Origin of the sequence: Microseira wollei NIES-4236, assembly GCF_020521235.1 — a bacterium.
Taxonomy (GTDB): domain Bacteria; phylum Cyanobacteriota; class Cyanobacteriia; order Cyanobacteriales; family Aerosakkonemataceae; genus Microseira; species Microseira wollei.
In genome coordinates this window covers 1-1,644 of record NZ_BLAY01000418.1, presented here as the reverse complement: position 1 = coordinate 1,644, position 1,644 = coordinate 1, and the positions used below count along the sequence as shown (strand labels likewise).

1 protein-coding gene is annotated in these 1,644 nt (G+C 48.2%); it reads left to right on the top strand.

The genetic code is table 11. The annotated features are described in order from the left end of the window. Nucleotides 1-154: 154 nt before the first annotated feature. Entirely contained in the window at nt 155-1,612 is a 1,458-nt protein-coding gene (gene tnpC / locus MiSe_RS48920; RefSeq protein ID WP_226594765.1) for an IS66 family transposase, read from the top strand. Nucleotides 1,613-1,644: the final 32 nt, after the last annotated feature.

Below are 1,644 nucleotides of genomic sequence, written 5' to 3'. Positions count from 1 at the left end.
GTAAGGATTCAGGTGGAAGGAGGGGAGGTAGCCGCCAGTCAAAAACAGATAGCAGCACCAGGACAGATCAAGGACTGGCGGCTACCTCCCCTGGTAAATGTAAGCTGAGAGAGCAAAAGAAATTCCCGCATCGATTTTTTGGTATCTTGACTATATGAGTGAAGATGCAGTCCCAGAAATAGCAGATATTGAAAAATTAACACAGTTGCCAGTCGAGCAACTGGTAGCACTGCTGGTGCAACAACAAAGAGTCATAGAGCTACTGCAACAAGAAATCGAACGTCTCAAAGTTAGTGCCGCTACAGATAGCCAGACATCATCAAAACCCCCGTCCACAGACTTACTCAAAAAACCGACGCAAAAGAAGCCTACCCCAGAACCAACTACAGACCAAAAGCCAAAACGATTGCCAGGTGGACAGCCTGGTCATGCCGGAAAAACCCGTAAAGGATTTGGTCGAGTTGACCGATATGAGATCCAAAAGCCTCAAGTGTGCAGTCATTGTGGCAGCACTGATTGGGTGAGTCAACCCGTCAGCATCAGTTGTCAGCAAGTAGCCCAACTGGTAGAGCGACCGATTGAAGTAGTAGAGTACCAACGTCACAGTTGTCGTTGCAGGAGTTGCGGGCAAACAACTATTGCCGATTGGCCTACTGAGGTGATTCATCAAGATTTAGATGCCAACTTACAAGCATTTTTAGGCTGGCTGGGCAATTATGGACACCTGCCCTATGAAAAGCAAGCTGAACTGCTGTGGGAATTGGGTGGTATAGAAGTGGGAATTGGGACACTGGCAGCGACCAATTCCAGAGTAGCTCAAACCTTGACCACAGCAGTGTCAGAACTCAAACAATGGGTGCAACAGCAGCCCCACGTCCATGTAGATGAAACGCCTTGGGTAGTCAAAGGCATCAAAGAATGGTTATGGGTAGCGGCTAACAAGTTGTTTTGTGTGTTTCATGCGGGTGACACTCGTTCTAGAGCCGAATTGGAGTCCCTATTGGGGAAAAGCTTTTCTGGCGTCATCAGCAGCGATGATTTGAGCGTATACAACGGTTACCCAGTTGCTGGTCAACAAAAGTGTTTGGCTCACCTGCGGCGTCATGTCCAGAAACTAATCAAGTTCGGTCACTCTGTGCAAGTGACTATCGGTGAAGAGGTGTTGCAACTGATTGATGAAGCCTTCCAACAGTATCGTTGCTGGCAGGAAACAAAAGACCGCCAGTCTTACCAAGAGTGGGTCACTGGCTTCCAACTGCGTCTAGAACAAACTGTCAAGCAGTTGCGGCCTCTAGCTGGGTATCAAGCTGGTAAAATTCTGCGTTCCTTAACCAATAAGTCCCAGCAGTGGTGGTATTTTCTGGAGCATCCAGAAGTTCCTCCCGATAACAATTTGGCAGAAAGAGCCTTGCGATTGGCTGTGACTAAACGCAAGGTTAGTGGCGGGTCACGGTCGATGGAACGGTTTGCAGAAACGGCTATTTTACTGAGCGCTGCTCAGACTTGCCGATTCCAAGGGCGTTCGGTGATGCAGTTTTTACGTGCAGCGTTGATGGCTTTTGCTCATCAGGTGTTACCTTTCCCTAGCCTGATACCTGCTACACCGACTTAAAATTTGTCCTACTGACCGAGAATAGCTGATTT